The sequence below is a fragment of the Stenotrophomonas maltophilia R551-3 genome (assembly GCF_000020665.1).
Taxonomy (GTDB): Bacteria; Pseudomonadota; Gammaproteobacteria; order Xanthomonadales; family Xanthomonadaceae; genus Stenotrophomonas; species Stenotrophomonas maltophilia_L.
In genome coordinates this window covers 3,242,055-3,256,515 of record NC_011071.1, presented here as the reverse complement: position 1 = coordinate 3,256,515, position 14,461 = coordinate 3,242,055, and the positions used below count along the sequence as shown (strand labels likewise).

The window sequence follows — 14,461 nt, the reverse complement described above, 5'->3', positions numbered from 1 at the left end:
AGAATAGCGCCGATGCTGCCGATCAGCGTGCGTGTGGTTTCAGCCGCAGGTAGACCTGCTTGCGTACCTGTGCGACCACTTCGCCGCTTTCATCGACCACGTCGTTGCTGAACCAGCGCAGCACTTTGTCGCCGTTGGCCGCTTCGGCGCGCAGTTCGTCCAGGAGTGCGTCATCGATGCGGAACGACGTACGTACGGTGCCGCGGCCGGGCTTGAGGAAATCGATCGCACCGGCGCGGTCCCACACGTAGTAGTCGCGGCCGAGGATGTGCAGCAGGCCAAGCATCCAGAACGGATCGGTCATCGCAAACAGGCTGCCGCCGAAATGCGTGCCGACGTAGTTGCGGTTCCAGGGCCGCATGCGCAGTTCGACGTCGATCTGCCGGTAGTCCGGCGAGACCCGGGTGACGTGGATGCCGGTGAACAGGAACGGCGGCCAGAGGTTGATGCCGAAGCGGAACAGGCGGGCGTTCATGCGGGTCCGGGGGGCGCGGGGCGAGGTTTACAGTTTAACCATTCGCATGCGTATGTTGTAGCCCGGGCCGGTGTTCAGGACGCACTGTCGATCACATAACCGTCGCGGCCGTTGGCCTTGGCCTGGTACAGGGCGGTATCGGCACCTTCGACGAAGTCGTGCGGTTGCAGTTCGCCGTCCGGCACGCGGGTGAACACGCCGATGGTGAGGGTGACGCCGGCGTCGGCGTCGCTGCTTTCACCGGGCGCCGGCAACGCCCGCACGCAGGCGATCAGGTCTTCGATCACCAGGCGCGCGCCTTCGGCTGGCGTATCCGGCAGCACCAGCGCGAATTCGTCGCCGCCATAGCGTGCGGCCATGTCGCGCGGGCGCCGTGCATGCGCACCGATCAGGCGCGCGACATCGCGCAGCACGCGGTCGCCGACCTGATGGCCGTGGCGGTCGTTGTGGCGCTTGAAATGGTCGACGTCGATCAGCGCCAGGCTCAGCGGCTTGCCACTGCGCCGCGCGGCATCGCATTCCTGCTGCAGCGACTGCTCGAAGCGCAGGCGGTTGCCGAGGCCGGTCAGCGCATCGCGGTTGGCCTGGCGGTGCCAGGCCGAAATCCGCCAGGTCGCCCAGGCCAGCAGCACCAGGGTAATGCCCAGCATGGCGCTGGCCGGGGCCCACCACAGGTCGCAGGCGCGCAGCAGCAGCCAGCTCAGCAGCGGCGCCAGCGGCAGCGAGCACAGCGCGGCCAGCCACGGCAGGCGCAGGCCGAGCAGGAGCACGCACAGTGCCACCAGCACGCCGCTGATGGCGTGCTGCCAGAGGCGGGGCAGCAGGTCGATCTGCTTGTGCTGCAGCAGCATCGAAGCGATGTTGGCCTGGTACTCGCTGCCACTCATCCAGAATTCGCGGGTGGTCGGGGTCAGCAGCCGCGGCGCGACGCCGCTGGCGGTCATGCCCACCACGATGCGACGGCCGTGCAGCATGGCCATGTCCACGTGGCCATCGAGCACGTCGGCGTAGGAAACCTGGGGCAGGCGTTCGGGCGGGCCGGCATAGCGCACCCGCACGTAGTCGTCGCGCCGCCATTGGTAGGGCGAGTTCACGCCCGGATCCGGATCGGGCAGCCCACGTACTGCGCCTGGCGGCAGATCGGCCAGGGCCAGCCCGAGTGCAGGCCAGTGCGCACGGCCGATGCCTGCGTGCAGGTACACGCCGCGGGCAACGCCATCGCCATCCACTTCGACGTCGGTATGGCCGATCGCCGCCGCGCTGGCTGCGATCCGTGGAATCGGCAGCATTTCCTCGGCCATGCGATCGCCGGCTGCGGGCGCCGCCAGGACCGGCAGCACCACCCGGCCGTTGCGCCGGATGGCCGCCGCCAGCTGTTCATCCTGGCGGCTGGCGCGGCGGTCAGGTTCGGACAGCATCAGGTCCAGCGCCACGCGCTCGGCACCGGCATCGGTCAGGCGATCCAGCAACCGTGCGTGGATCGAGCGCGGCCACGGCCACTGGCCGATGCGCTGCAGGCTGCCCTCGTCGATGGCCACGATCAGCACGCTGGGATCGGGGCGGTAGTCCCAGTTGCCGACCATCGCGTCGTAGGCGGCTTCGTCCTGCCGCCACAACCATTGGCCATGGCTGGCCACGATCGTCAGTATCCCTGCCAGCAGTGCCAGCACGATCCGCTTCGACCATGGAAGCGGCGACCGCCTCACAACAACAACCACAGCAGCAGGGCGCCACCACCGGCGCCGTAGCACAGGCGGCAGGGCAGCTTGATCTGCTGGGCAGGGGAATACTCGCCAGCGTGGCCGTCGTCGTCGATGTACTGCACGCGCACGTGCAGGGTGCCGCTCCACGGCCGCTTGAAGCTGACCTGCGGCTCGGTCACGGTTTCGTCGACGAGCGGCGCCTTGAAGTCGCCATGGCGATCCACCTGCACCCGGTAGCGCTGGCCCTCGCTACCGGCCTGCCAGCGCAGGGTCAGCTCACCATGCGCGGCTTCGGGTGGTTGCAGGGCGGGGTCGACCGGTTCATTGCTCAGTTGCAGTGGCAGTGCCTGGCCGTAGCGGCCCTGGTGCTCGTTGCCATCGCGCGAAGCCACCCGCCAGAAGTACTGGCCCGGCGGCAGTGGCTGTGCCAGGCGCAGGTCGGTGCTCTGAGTGGTCTGTTCCTGCAACGGCTGCTGGAAGGTCGGTTCGGCGGCGATCTGCAGCACGCTGCTGTGTGCGCCGGGGGCCTGGCTCCAGCGGAAACGCGGGCGGTCACTGTTGATCGTCTGGCCGTGCAGCGGTGCGACCGTCAACGGCGGTGGCGGCTGGTCGCTGAGTTCGAAGTCGGCACTGGCATCGAGGCCTTCCACGCCCTGGGCATCGACGGCGCGCAGCAGGATGCGCAGCTGGCCAGGTGGCAGGTCGCCGATCGACAGGCGGGTGTCGGTGGTGGTGGCGGCGAACAGCAGGATCTCCGGTGTCGCCGCCTGCACCACTTCAATGCGGTACTGCGCGGCGCCGTCGACCGGCTCCCAGGCCAGCCGGGTCGGCAGCGGCGCCAGGCGCAGCTCGTCATTGCGCAGCTGCGGCGCCGGCAGCAGGGCGGAGACCGCATCGGGCGCGCTGTCGGCGCTGCTGCTGCGGCTGGCCTGGCCGGGCTTGACCAGCTGCCGGCCATGGTTGTTGCCGACCTGTACCTTGCCCTGCAGGACTTCAGTGGCGGCAACATGGTGGGTGTCGCCGGCACTGACCCGGAACACAGTGCCGCGCACGCTGCTGGTAGCGGTGGGTGCGTCAATGATGTATCGCGATGCAGGGCCGCGGGCCGGCGTCACGCGGTTGCTGGCACGGCCCTGTTGCAGGCGCAGGCGGGTATCGACCATGCCGGTGTGGCCGTAGCGGCTGAGCTGATCCAGGCGCAGGCGGGAATATTCGCGCAACTGCAGGCGCGAGGCGTCGGCGAATTCGAGGGTGACGCTGGAATCGCCTTCGGTCTCGATGGTGTCACCGATGTGCAGCTGCTCGCCAGCCAGAATGGCGCGGGTAGCCCTGCCATCGGCGCCGGACAGCTCGACCTTGCCACGCACCGACAGCACGCGGGCCGGCGCCGGTTCGGTGCGCAGCCAGCTGATCGGGAAGCGCAGCAGCTGACCAGGCGGCAGCTGGTAGGGGTTGTCGATGCGGTTGTGCTGCTGCAGCTGCTGCCAGCGTACCGAAGGCTTCAGGTACACGCCACCCAGGTCCCACAGGGTATCGCCGGGCCGGACCCGGTAGTTCCAGTCCTGGGCCGCGGCCACGGCCGGCAGCAGGAGAAGGGCGCAGAGCAGCGCACCCTGGAAGCGCATGGCAAACGACAGCGAGCGGACGAAGGTCACAGTTGGCAATCCCGGCAATGCGGGGGCGCAGCTGCAAGACCCCATGGCCCCGACCTCATCCCCCCGAACGGATCGTGGCGACCGTACGGCCGCCATCCCGCGCATTATTGCCCGCGTTCAGTGCAGGGATTCTGAACGAAGCGGGCTCCCGTTCAGAACAGCAGGGACGCCATCCGGCGGCGGTACCGCCCGACCAGGTCCTCGTCGGAGATCACATTGAAGGCGTCGATCAGCGCTTTGCGCGGCAGCCCTTCCTCGAAACTGCGATCGATCCGCAGCATTTCCAGGAACTGTTCCAGCGCGGCCTCGTCGTGGCCACCAAGCAGCAGCTGCACACCACGCAGGTGGCGGGCCTTGAGGTCCTTGCCGTCGGCGGCGATACGCGCTTCGAGCACTTCGGCGGCCGGGGCATCCTTCAGCGCAGCGGCGAAGGCCAGGCGGGCGCGGCCACGCACGGCGCGGTCGTCGGTGGCCAGGTTGGCCGGCAGGCCATCGATCAGCGTGGCGGCTTCGTCCACGCCGCCGATCTGCAGCAGGGCCAGGGCCAGGTCCAACCTCAGCTCGTCCTTGTCCGGCTCGGCGGCGATCTGCGCACGCAGCACGTCCACCTGTGCCTGCGGGTCCAGCGGCGCTTCGTCCTCGGTGATGGTGTTGCCAACGTCGGCCGGCACCACGCCGTGCTGGGCCAGGAACTCACGCAGCTGGCCTTCGGGAATGGCGCCGGGGAAGCCGTCCACCAGTTGGCCGCCCTTGACCAGGAACACGGTGGGCACCGAGCGGATCTGGAAAGCGGCGGCGATCTGCTGTTCGGCGTCGACATCGACCTTGGCCAGCTCGAAGGCGCCGTTGTACTCAGCGGCCAGCTTTTCCAGCATCGGCCCCAGGGTCTTGCACGGCCCGCACCAGGTCGCCCAGAAGTCCACCAGCACCGGGGTCTGCAGCGACTTCTGCAGGACTTCGGCCTCGAAAGTCGCAGTGGTGGCGTCGAATACGTAGGTCGTCTCGGTCATGGGGGAGGCATCGTTTGGCGTCTGGAGACCGATTCTATGGTGACGATCGATGCCGGTCTCAACCCGGGTTGCGGCAAATACCTGACAATGCGGCCTTCCCATAGACGTCGTTCCCGGAGCCCGCATGTCGCCCCTGTCACCGTTGCTGCGCCTGTCCGGTCTGGCTGCCGCGCTGTTGTTCGTAGTAGCGGCGCTGGGTTTCGGCGCCGTCCTGGACGGCTACGCGCAGGCGCGCCACCCGGTGGCGCTGCTCGGTGCGCAGGGCGTGCCGCACGCGCTGGCCTTCAATCTGCTGGGCTTCGTGCTGCCGGGCCTGCTGGGGGTGGTGGTGGCCGAGTGCCTGCGCCGGCGCCTGCCGGCCACGGCCGGTTGGGCGCCGCGGGTCGGCAGCCAGATGCTGCTGCTGGCTGGGCTGGCGTTCGCCGCGATGGGCCTGCTGCCGCTGGACGTGGACGATCTGCACGGGCCGGCCAGCCAGCTGCACGCCAGTGCCTGGATGGTCTGGGTGCTGGGCTTCGTCGCGGGCACCCTGTTGCTGGGCATCTCCCAGCTGCGCCAGACGCACGGCCGCGCGTTGGGCGGGGTGGCGGTTGCCTGCGGCGTGCTGGCGGCGCTGGCCGCCTTCGCCCTGCAGGGCGTACTGCCGGCACCACTGGCGCAGCGGGTCGCTTTTGCCTGCTGGGCGGTCTGGCTGGCCCTGCCGCTGTCGCGGCCACGCTGAGACAGGTTCCGGGCGCTGCCGGCGCCTGCATCGGGCGGGCGGGATTGGAGCCATTTGCCGCACTGCGGTACGCTGTACCGCTTTGCCGCCGCAACCGCGTGTTACATGACCAGCGTCGAACCCAACGTTTACGATCCGCAGCAGGTTGAATCCGCCGCCCAGCAGTACTGGGATGCCACCCGTGCCTTCGAGGTCGATGAAGCCTCGGACAAGCCGAAGTACTACTGCCTGTCGATGCTTCCGTACCCGTCCGGCGCGCTGCACATGGGGCATGTGCGCAACTACACGATCGGCGACGTGATCAGCCGCTACAAGCGCATGACCGGCCACAACGTGCTGCAGCCAATGGGTTGGGACGCATTCGGCCTGCCGGCGGAAAACGCTGCGATCAAGAACAAGACCGCGCCGGCGGCGTGGACCTACAAGAACATCGACCACATGCGGACCCAGCTGAAGTCGCTGGGCTACGCCATCGACTGGTCGCGCGAATTCGCCACCTGCCGCCCGGATTACTACGTCCACGAGCAGCGCATGTTCACCCGCCTGATGCGCAAGGGCCTGGCCTACCGCCGCAACGCGGTGGTGAACTGGGACCCGGTCGACCAGACCGTGCTGGCCAACGAGCAGGTCATTGATGGCCGCGGCTGGCGCTCCGGTGCGCTGGTCGAGAAGCGCGAGATCCCGCAGTGGTTCCTGCGCATCACCGACTACGCCCAGGAGCTGCTGGACGGCCTGGACGAGCTAGACGGCTGGCCGGAATCGGTCAAGACCATGCAGCGCAACTGGATCGGCCGTTCCGAGGGCCTGGAAATCCAGTTCGACGTGCGTGATGTCGACGGTGGCGTGCTGGATCCGCTGCGCGTGTTCACCACCCGTCCGGACACCGTGATGGGCGTGACCTTCGTGTCGATCGCCGCCGAGCATCCGCTGGCGCTGCACGCAGCGAAGAACAACCCTGAACTGGCGGCACTGCTGGCCGACCTGAAGCAGGGCGGCGTGTCCGAGGCCGAGCTGGAAACCCAGGAAAAGCGCGGCATGGATACCGGCCTGCGCGCCATCCATCCGGTCACCGGCGAGCAGGTGCCGGTGTGGGTCGCCAACTTTGTGCTGATGGGTTACGGCACCGGTGCGGTGATGGCCGTTCCCGGCCATGACCAGCGTGACAACGAAGTGGCCAACAAGTATGGCCTGCCGATCGTGCAGGTCATCGCGCTGAAGGATCCGCGCAGCGAAGAAGAGCGCAGCTGGGACGCCACCCGCTGGCAGGACTGGTACAGCGACAAGAGCCGTGCCTTCGAGCTGGTGAACTCAGCCGAGTTCGACGGCCTGGACTTCCAGGGCGCCTTCGAAGCCCTGGCCGAGCGTTTCGAGCGCAAGGCGCAGGGCCAGCGTCGCGTCAACTACCGCCTGCGCGACTGGGGCGTGAGCCGCCAGCGCTACTGGGGCTGCCCGATTCCGGTGATCTACTGCGCCAAGTGCGGTGCGGTGCCGGTGCCGGAAGAACAGCTGCCGGTGGTGCTGCCGGAAGACGTGGCGTTCGCCGGTACCGGCTCGCCGATCAAGACCGATCCCGAATGGCGCAAGACCACCTGCCCGGAGTGCGGCGGCGCGGCCGAGCGCGAGACCGATACCTTCGACACCTTCATGGAGTCGAGCTGGTACTACGCCCGTTACACCTCGCCGGGTGCCCGTGATGCGGTGGACAAGCGCGGCAACTACTGGCTGCCGGTCGACCAGTACATCGGCGGCATCGAGCACGCGATCCTGCACCTGATGTATTTCCGCTTCTACCACAAGCTGCTGCGCGACGCGCGGATGGTGGACAGCAATGAACCGGCACGCAACCTGCTGTGCCAGGGCATGGTGATCGCCGAAACCTATTACCGCCCGAACCCGGATGGTTCCAGGGACTGGATCAACCCGGCCGATGTGGACGTGCAGCGTGACGAGCGCGGCCGCATCACCGGTGCCACCCTGATCGCCGACGGCCAGCCGGTGGTGGTCGGTGGCACCGAGAAGATGTCCAAGTCGAAGAACAACGGCGTGGACCCGCAGGCGATGGTCGGCAAGTACGGCGCCGACACCGTGCGCCTGTTCTCGATGTTCGCTGCGCCGCCGGAACAGTCGCTGGAGTGGAACGAAGCGGGCGTGGATGGCATGGCCCGATTCCTGCGTCGCTTGTGGGCGCAGGTACAGAAGCACGCTGCCGACGGTGCCGCACCGGCGCTGGACGTGGCCGTGCTGGATGCCAGCCAGAAGGCGCTGCGCCGCAAGACCCATGAAACCATCGGCAAGGTCGGCGACGACTACGGCCGCCGTCACAGCTTCAACACCGCCATCGCTGCAGTGATGGAGCTGATGAACGCGCTGGCCAAGTTCGACGATGGCAGCGACCAGGGCCGTGCGGTACGCCAGGAAGCGCTGCAGGCCATCGTACTGCTGCTCAACCCGATTACCCCGCACGCCAGCCACACGCTGTGGCAGGTGCTGGGCCACGGCGAGACGCTGCTGGAAGACCAGCCATTCCCGCAGGCCGACGCCGCCGCGCTGGTGCGCGATGCGCTGACCCTGGCCGTGCAGGTCAACGGCAAGCTGCGTGGCACCATCGAGGTGGCGGCCGACGCCCCGCGCGAACAGGTCGAGGCGTTGGCGCTGGCCGAGCCCAACGCGGCCAAGTTCATGGAAGGCCTGACGGTGCGCAAGATCATCATTGTCCCGGGCAAGATCGTGAACATCGTCGTCGCCTGATGCTTCCCGTACCGGCCGCCCACGGGGGGCCGGTGCTCTTTCCGGTGCAGGGCCAGGCACTTGATGGCCCTGCATTCACGCGGCTTCGGGCAGGCTGTGTGTTGCCGTGATCGCCCGGCTCCGCCAGACTGTCTCCATGACCCGAATCCTGCTTGCCCTCGTTCTTGCCCTCGGCCTTGCCGGCTGCGGTTTCCATCTGCGCAACAAGCTGATGCTGCCGACCGATACGGCACCGGTGAAGGTGGTTTCCACTGCGCCGTACAGCGAACTGGTCAAGCTGCTCAACCGCAACCTGCTGGCGTCCGGCGCCAGGCTGGCCGATGAGGACAGCAAGGAGCCCAGCACCCAGTTGCAGGTGCTGTCCGAACGCTGGGGCGATCTGCCGATTGCCATCGACTCGCAGGGCCGTGCACAGGAATACAGCCTGCGCTATGCGGTGATCTTCATCTTCCGCCGCGAGGATGGCAGCGATCTGGTGCCGCAGCAGGTGATCGAGCTGTCGCGCGACTACGTGTCGCCGCCGACCGACGCCACCGGTACCACCACCGAACGCGAAATCCTGGCCACCGAGCTGCGCCGGGAAATGTCCGCTTCGATCATCCGCCGCATCGACAGCGTGGTCCGCGCCGAGATCGAGAAGGGTGGCAGCCTGTCTGCACCGAAGACCCCGCCGGTCGAGGATGCGGTCCCGGCCGCTCCGGCCCCTGCAGTGAAGCACTGAGCCGCGACGATGGAACTGCGTCCGGAGCAGCTGGCCAGCCAGGGCGCTGACACCCCGCTGGCGCCGGTCTATCTGATTGCCGGGCCGGAAACCCTGCGCGTACTGGAGGCGGCGGATGCCGTCCGCGCGCGTGCACGTGCCGCCGGCATCGGCGAGCGCGAGGTGTTCGACGCGGACGGTCGCGATTTCGACTGGAACCAGCTTGACGCAACGTTCAACGCGCCCAGCCTGTTCAGCGCCCGCCGCCTGGTCGAGGTGCGCCTGCCCAGCGGCAAGCCGGGCAAGGACGGGGCGGAGGTGATCAGCCAGTTCTGTGCCAACCCGGCGCCGGACGTGGTGCTGATGATCACCGCCAACGAATGGAGCAAGGCCCATCAGGGCAAGTGGGCCGAGGCGGTCAACCGCATCGGCGTGCTGTCGGTGGCGTGGGCGATCAAGCCGCACGAACTGCCGGACTGGATCGAGCGCCGCCTGCGTGGCAAAGGCCTGCGCGCCGATCCGGCCGCGGTGCAGCGGCTGGCCGAACGGGTGGAAGGCAACCTGCTGGCTGCCGCGCAGGAAATCGACAAACTGGCGCTGCTGGCCGATGGCCAGCCGCTGGATGTGGAACGGATGGAGTCGCTGGTGGCCGATGCGGCCCGCTACGACGTGTTCCGGCTGGTGGAAGCCACCTTCTCCGGGCAGGCGCCGGCGGTGCTGCGCATGCTGGCCGGCCTGCGTGGTGAAGGCGAAGCCGTGGCTGCACTGATGCCGATCGTGATCCGTGAACTGCTGGCCGGTGCCGGCCTGGCACGGGTGCAGGCGCGTGGCGGCAACCTGGCCGCCGAAATGAAGTCCCGTGGCATATGGGAGTCGCGGCAGGCGCCGTACAAGCGCGCGCTGCAGCGGCACCCGGAAGGCAAGCGCTGGGAACGCTTCGTGGCGGAGGCCGGGCTGGTCGACCGCATCGCCAAGGGCCGCGCCGACGGCGATGCCTGGCTGGCGCTGGAGCGCCTGCTGGTGGCCGTGGCCGAACCGCGTGCCGTGCGCCTGCTGGCGCGGGCCTGAGCCAATGAGCCTGCGGATCTATTACGGGGGCACCTTTGATCCGGTGCACCTCGGCCACCTGGCGATCGCACGCGCCGCGCGAGACGAACTGCAGGTGGCGGTGCGCATGCTGCCCGCTGCCGACCCGCCACACCGTGCGCTGCCCGGTGCCACCGCCGAACAGCGCTGCACCATGCTGTCGCTGGCCATTGGCGACGAGCCGGGCCTGCTGTTGGACCGCCGCGAACTGGATCGCGCTGCGCGCTTTCCCGGCCGCCCGTCCTATACCGTCGATACCCTGCGCGACCTGCGCGGGGAACTCGGTCCCAGCAGACCGCTCGCCTGGCTGGTGGGGGCCGACAGCCTGCTTGGCCTGCCCAGCTGGCACGAGTGGGAAGCCCTGTTCGGGTTGGCCCATTTCGTGGTGGCAGAGCGCCCCGGCAGCCCGTTGCAGGCTTCGGTGGACGGCGAGCTGGGCCGGGCACTGGAGGGGCGCTGGACCGACAGCGAGCAGGCCCTGTTTGCCAGCCCGGCCGGGCGTATCCTGCGCCTGCACCACCCCCTGCGCGCGGAATCGGCCAGTGCCGTGCGTGCGCAGATTGCCGGCTCCGGCCCCTGGCGGGCGCTGTTGCCACCGGCCGTGGCCGACTATGTCGCTGCACACGGCCTGTACCGCCCGGCCACGCCGTGAATGGCGCGGCCGCAGCATCCCCGTATAATCGCCCCTACGTTTATCGAGTCGATCCACTTTGAGCAACCAGACCCAGCCCCAGACCATCAAGGTCGATCTGCCCAGCCCGCCGCCGTCCGTGCCGGAACTGCTGGCCAGCGTCCGCCAAGCCACTGAAGACCTGAAGGCCAAGGACCCGGTCGAGATCGACGTGCGTGGCCGCTCCAGCGTTGCCGACTACATGGTGGTCGTGTCGGGTACGTCGACCCGCCACGTCAAGTCGATTGCCGATGAAGTCGTGCGTTTTGCCAAGAAGATCGATGTCATGCCGCTGGGTGTGGAAGGCGAGCGCGAGGCCGAGTGGGTGCTGGTGGACCTGGGCGACGTGATCGTCCACGTGATGCTGCCGCGCGTGCGCGAGTTCTATGCGCTCGAGCGCCTGTGGACCGTCGGCGACCAGCCGCCGTCCCGCGACGACGACGAAGTGGCCTGAGCCACACGTTGATGCACCCCTTCGACGGCGCCGATGGCGCCGTCGACGTTTTGGAGGACCGTTGATGAAAGCCCGACTGATCGCTACCGGCGAACGCGCACCCAGCTGGGTCGCGCAGGGTTTCGCCGAGTACCAGAAGCGTCTTTCGCACTGGCTGCCCTTCGAACTGGTGGAAATCGAGCCGGGCCTGCGTGGCAAGGGCCGTGATCCGCGCCGCGCCACCGAGGATGAAGGCAAGCGGGTGATCGCTGCGCTGCCGAAGAATGCCTACGTGGTGGCGCTGGATGTACCGGGTCGCCAGCTCAGTTCCGAGCAGCTTGCACAGCGCTTGGAACATTGGCGCGGGCAGGGCAGGGATCTCGCATTCCTGATCGGTGGGCCGGAAGGACATTCGCCGGAGGTCTCGGCGCTGGCCGATGAGAAGTGGTCGATCGGCCCGCTGACCCTGCCACACATGCTGGTACGGCTGGTGGTGGCCGAACAGCTGTATCGCGCTGCGGCGATGTTGGCAAATCACCCCTACCATCGCGCGTGAAGAGTGGTTATACTAGTCGTCTGCCCGAATAGCTCAGCCGGTTAGAGCACTTGACTGTTAATCAGGGGGTCGTTGGTTCGAGTCCAACTTCGGGCGCCACCTTGAGAAACCTGCATCGCGAGATGCAGGTTTTTTTTTTGCGTCGATTGTCCGGCCCTACAATCCTTCTTCATCCATAGGGAAGTCGGATATGCGTGCGTCTGTCATTGCCATTGCAGTGCTGCTTGCATTGTCGCCCTGCGCGGCGATGGCGGTAACGCCGACCTGGCAGCCACCACCGGGCAGCACCGAGATGCCGCTGTGGCCGGCGGGCGAGGTAACGGCACCACCGAAACTGAAAGGGCCCGAAGAGCTCAGGGATACCATCTCGAAAGCCAGCGGCGAACGCTGGGCGATGCTGCAGAACGTGGCCGTGCCGACGCTGACTGTGTTTCCCGCCAAGGGTGGTGGCAACGGGACGGCGGTGTTGGTGGTGCCCGGCGGAGGCTACCGTGTGTTGGCGATGGATCTGGAAGGCAGCGAGATCTGCGACTGGTTGACCGGCCAGGGCATCACCTGCGCGCTGCTGAAGTACCGTGTGCCGGCATCGGGGCCGAACTGGGATAGCGACTGCAACTGCCGGGACATTCCAGCGGTGCCGATGGCGCTGCAGGATGCACAGCGTGCGATGGGCCTGCTGCGTGCGCAGGCAGAGCGCTGGAAGATTGATCCGAAGCGGGTGGGGGTCATCGGCTTTTCCGCCGGTGGCCACGTGGTGGCTGGATTGAGCACGCATGACGCGCGCAGCTACGTTGCGGTCGATGCCGCAGATGCGCAGCCGAGCCGCCCGGATTTCGCGATGGTGATGTACTCCGGGCATCTGTGGACCGGTGCGAAGCACGGGCTGTCGCTGGCCGGCGACATTGTCGTGGATGATGCGGTGCCGCCGACCTTCATCGTGCAGGCGACCGATGACCCAACCGATGACGTGCGCGAATCATTGACCTATTACCGTGCGCTGATCGGCGCGGGCGTACCGGTGGAAATGCATCTGTTTGCGCGTGGCGGCCATGCCTTCGGCCTGCGTGTGAAGGACGCGCCGGTGGCGGAGTGGCCGCATCTGGCCAAACGCTGGATGCGCGATATCGGCATGCTGCCCAGGGTCTTGTAGAGTCGAACCATATGGAGCCGCTCTGCTTCGTAGCGTCGAGCAAGCTCGACTCTACCCAGCAGCAGCCGAGCGCGGGCTCGGCTCTACAGTGTCAGTGCTCCTCGCCAGAACGCCGCCAGCGTAGCAACCGCCACAACCAGGATCGCAGCGAACAGCACCCATTCCCAGCGCGTGAATACCTGATCGCCGCGCTGGTGCCGGGTCAGCGCGAACAGCACCACGCCCGGCACATACAGCAGCACCGACAGCAGCAGGTTGTCGAGGCCGCCGGCATATACCAGCCACAGTGCATACGCGCTGGCCAGCAGCGCAACCGCGAAATCGCGCCAGCGCACACCCGGCTGACCGGCGTAGGCGTGACCGCGCCAGGCCAGCTGCACACCGAACGCGGTGGACAGGAAATATGGCACCAGGCTCATCGATGCGGCCAGCAGCACCAGTCCGGTGTAGCTGCCGGAATTGACCAGCACCAGCAGCAGGAACAACTGGATCAGCCCGTTGCTCAACCAGAGTGCATTGGCCGGCACACCGCGCGCGTTTTCGCGGCCGAGGAATGCGGGCATCGTGCCATCGCCTGCGGCGGCGTACAGCACTTCGGCGCAAAGCAGCACCCAGGCCAGCAGCGCACCCAGCACGGAAATGATCGAGCCGACGATGATCACCGTCGCGCCCCATTCGCCGACGATGGCGCGCAGCACATAGGCCATCGAAGGATTGGGCAGGCCTGCCAGTTCCGCCTGTGACAGCACGCCCATCGACAGCAGGCTGACCAGCACCAGCAGCAGCCACACACCCACGAAGCCGATCACCGTAGCGCGGCCGACATCGGCGCGGCGGGCGGCGCGACGTGAGTAGATGCTGGCGCCTTCGATGCCGATGAACACCCAGACGGTGACCAGCATCATGCCGCGCAGCTGCTGGCCGAGATCGCCGAGTGCAGGCGTGCCGAAGAAATCGGCACGGAACACGTCGAGACGGAACGCACCGGCAGCAAGCACCAGGAACAGTGCGATCGGCAACAGTTTGGCCACCGTCACCAGTCCGTTGACGATGGCGGCAGTACGCAGGCCGCGCAGCACCAGCAGGTGTACGGCCCACAGCAGCAGCGACGAGGCCGCCACCGCGGCCGGGGTATTGCCTTCACCGAAGACGGGCATGAAGTGGCCAAGCCCGCTGAAGATCAGTACGAAGAAGCTGGCATTGCCCAGTACCGAAGCGACCCAGTAGCCCCACGCTGCGGAAAAGCCGATGTAGTTGCCGAAGCCTTCGCGCGCATAGGCATAGATGCCGGTATCCAGGTCCGGGCGGCGGTTGGCCAGGGCCTGGAACACGAAGGCCAGCATCAGCATGCCGGCGCCGCTCAGCGCCCAACCGATCAGCGCAGCGGCCGGGCCGGCGCTGCGCGCCACGTTCTGCGGCAATGAAAATATTCCCGCGCCTACCATCGAGCCGACCACCAGTGCGATCAACGCGGGCAGGCCCAGGCGTTGCGATGTCGCGGCCATGGAAATCCCCTGCGGCGGTGATGCCGCGTGCACACGGTAGCCATGTGCT

The 14,461-nt window shown here is 67.6% G+C and carries 13 protein-coding genes and 1 tRNA gene; 9 read left to right on the top strand and 5 right to left on the bottom strand.

Features of this window, described 5'->3' with window-relative positions:
• Window positions 1–22: 22 nt before the first annotated feature.
• The 4 genes from SMAL_RS14845 to trxA form a co-directional block, all read right to left on the bottom strand.
• Window positions 23–475, bottom strand: coding sequence for a DUF4442 domain-containing protein (locus SMAL_RS14845; protein ID WP_006382368.1), 453 nt, complete (start codon window positions 473–475; stop codon window positions 23–25).
• A 74-nt stretch (window positions 476–549) separates the two neighbouring features.
• Window positions 550–2,181, bottom strand: coding sequence for a CHASE2 domain-containing protein (locus tag SMAL_RS14840; protein WP_012511772.1), 1,632 nt, complete (start codon window positions 2,179–2,181; stop codon window positions 550–552).
• Window positions 2,178–3,878 (bottom strand): FecR family protein, encoded by a 1,701-nt coding sequence (locus SMAL_RS14835; RefSeq protein WP_012511771.1) that lies wholly within the window; start codon window positions 3,876–3,878, stop codon window positions 2,178–2,180. The genes SMAL_RS14840 and SMAL_RS14835 overlap by 4 nt, the downstream gene beginning before the upstream one ends.
• 107 nt (window positions 3,879–3,985) lie before the next feature.
• Window positions 3,986–4,843: a thioredoxin gene (trxA, locus tag SMAL_RS14830; protein WP_012511770.1), complete on the bottom strand. Its 858-nt coding sequence runs from the start codon at window positions 4,841–4,843 to the stop codon at window positions 3,986–3,988.
• 124 nt (window positions 4,844–4,967) lie between these two features.
• Between trxA and SMAL_RS14825 the strand changes: the two genes are divergently transcribed.
• From SMAL_RS14825 to SMAL_RS14785, 9 genes are all read left to right on the top strand, one after another.
• A complete protein-coding gene (locus tag SMAL_RS14825; protein WP_012511769.1) occupies window positions 4,968–5,564 on the top strand; it encodes a DUF998 domain-containing protein in 597 nt (198 codons plus the stop codon).
• 105 nt (window positions 5,565–5,669) lie between these two features.
• Complete coding sequence (gene leuS / locus SMAL_RS14820) at window positions 5,670–8,312, top strand: leucine--tRNA ligase (protein ID WP_012511768.1); 2,643 nt, start codon at window positions 5,670–5,672, stop codon at window positions 8,310–8,312.
• A 136-nt stretch (window positions 8,313–8,448) separates the two neighbouring features.
• A complete protein-coding gene (locus SMAL_RS14815; RefSeq protein ID WP_012511767.1) occupies window positions 8,449–9,033 on the top strand; it encodes an LPS-assembly lipoprotein LptE in 585 nt (194 codons plus the stop codon).
• Between the two features lie 9 nt (window positions 9,034–9,042).
• The gene (gene holA / locus SMAL_RS14810; protein ID WP_012511766.1) at window positions 9,043–10,080 is read left to right on the top strand and encodes a DNA polymerase III subunit delta; all 1,038 of its coding nucleotides are present in this window, start codon (window positions 9,043–9,045) and stop codon (window positions 10,078–10,080) included.
• 4 nt (window positions 10,081–10,084) lie between these two features.
• Window positions 10,085–10,750: a nicotinate-nucleotide adenylyltransferase gene (nadD, locus tag SMAL_RS14805; RefSeq protein WP_012511765.1), complete on the top strand. Its 666-nt coding sequence runs from the start codon at window positions 10,085–10,087 to the stop codon at window positions 10,748–10,750.
• 58 nt (window positions 10,751–10,808) lie between these two features.
• A complete protein-coding gene (rsfS, locus tag SMAL_RS14800) occupies window positions 10,809–11,222 on the top strand; it encodes a ribosome silencing factor (protein WP_012511764.1) in 414 nt (137 codons plus the stop codon).
• A gap of 64 nt (window positions 11,223–11,286) precedes the next feature.
• Window positions 11,287–11,757 carry a 23S rRNA (pseudouridine(1915)-N(3))-methyltransferase RlmH gene (gene rlmH / locus SMAL_RS14795; protein WP_012511763.1) on the top strand — a complete coding sequence of 157 codons (471 nt, stop codon included), beginning with the start codon at window positions 11,287–11,289 and terminating at the stop codon, window positions 11,755–11,757.
• A gap of 22 nt (window positions 11,758–11,779) precedes the next feature.
• Window positions 11,780–11,856: transfer RNA gene (locus SMAL_RS14790), tRNA-Asn, on the top strand.
• A 91-nt stretch (window positions 11,857–11,947) separates the two neighbouring features.
• The gene (locus SMAL_RS14785) at window positions 11,948–12,907 is read left to right on the top strand and encodes an alpha/beta hydrolase (protein ID WP_012511762.1); all 960 of its coding nucleotides are present in this window, start codon (window positions 11,948–11,950) and stop codon (window positions 12,905–12,907) included.
• An 83-nt stretch (window positions 12,908–12,990) separates the two neighbouring features.
• On the opposite strand, the gene SMAL_RS14780 is transcribed toward SMAL_RS14785, so the two are convergent.
• On the bottom strand, window positions 12,991–14,412 hold the full coding sequence (locus SMAL_RS14780; RefSeq protein ID WP_012511761.1) for a basic amino acid/polyamine antiporter: 1,422 nt from the start codon (window positions 14,410–14,412) through the stop codon (window positions 12,991–12,993).
• Between the last annotated feature and the right edge of the window lie 49 nt (window positions 14,413–14,461).

Excerpts from the sequence above, each read along its gene's own strand:
- SMAL_RS14815 (WP_012511767.1), top strand. The coding sequence starts at position 8,449 with ATGACCCGAATCCTGCTTGCCCTCGTTCTTGCCCTCGGCCTTGCCGGC.
- SMAL_RS14845 (WP_006382368.1), bottom strand. The coding sequence starts at position 475 with ATGAACGCCCGCCTGTTCCGCTTCGGCATCAACCTCTGGCCGCCGTTC.
- nadD (WP_012511765.1), top strand. The coding sequence starts at position 10,085 with ATGAGCCTGCGGATCTATTACGGGGGCACCTTTGATCCGGTGCACCTC.
- SMAL_RS14825 (WP_012511769.1), top strand. The coding sequence starts at position 4,968 with ATGTCGCCCCTGTCACCGTTGCTGCGCCTGTCCGGTCTGGCTGCCGCG.
- SMAL_RS14780 (WP_012511761.1), bottom strand. The coding sequence starts at position 14,412 with ATGGCCGCGACATCGCAACGCCTGGGCCTGCCCGCGTTGATCGCACTG.
- rlmH (WP_012511763.1), top strand. The coding sequence starts at position 11,287 with ATGAAAGCCCGACTGATCGCTACCGGCGAACGCGCACCCAGCTGGGTC.
- SMAL_RS14835 (WP_012511771.1), bottom strand. The coding sequence starts at position 3,878 with ATGGGGTCTTGCAGCTGCGCCCCCGCATTGCCGGGATTGCCAACTGTG.
- SMAL_RS14785 (WP_012511762.1), top strand. The coding sequence starts at position 11,948 with ATGCGTGCGTCTGTCATTGCCATTGCAGTGCTGCTTGCATTGTCGCCC.
- leuS (WP_012511768.1), top strand. The coding sequence starts at position 5,670 with ATGACCAGCGTCGAACCCAACGTTTACGATCCGCAGCAGGTTGAATCC.
- holA (WP_012511766.1), top strand. The coding sequence starts at position 9,043 with ATGGAACTGCGTCCGGAGCAGCTGGCCAGCCAGGGCGCTGACACCCCG.
- trxA (WP_012511770.1), bottom strand. The coding sequence starts at position 4,843 with ATGACCGAGACGACCTACGTATTCGACGCCACCACTGCGACTTTCGAG.